This is a genomic window from Burkholderia sp. JPY481 (assembly GCF_038900515.1).
Taxonomy (GTDB): Bacteria; Pseudomonadota; Gammaproteobacteria; order Burkholderiales; family Burkholderiaceae; genus Paraburkholderia; species Paraburkholderia youngii.
In genome coordinates this window covers 1-255 of sequence record NZ_JAYMRT010000208.1, presented here as the reverse complement: position 1 = coordinate 255, position 255 = coordinate 1, and the positions used below count along the sequence as shown (strand labels likewise).

Annotated in this window: 1 protein-coding gene; it reads right to left on the bottom strand. The window is 65.9% G+C overall.

Annotated elements, in window-relative coordinates:
• On the bottom strand, positions 1-255 hold a 255-nt coding region (locus VSR82_RS40370), incomplete at both ends, for an IS66 family transposase (protein ID WP_498858960.1).

Sequence of the window (255 nt, the reverse complement as noted above, 5' to 3'; positions counted from 1 at the left end):
GTTGGCGAGATGGGTTTGAGGATGGATGCCTTGCCGGTTCGGCGAGTACGCGAACCAGACCGACGCCGGTTGCGTCGAGCCCGAGCGATGATCGTCGCGCACGTAGACCCATAGCCGGCCGGTGCGGATCTTCCTGTTGCCCGGTGAGAGCACCGGGATCGGCGTGTCATCCGCGTGCAGTTTGGTCGCGGCCATCGTATAGCGGCGCAGCGCCTCTGTTAGCGGAGCGCACAGTGCCTCGCACTGGCCGACCCA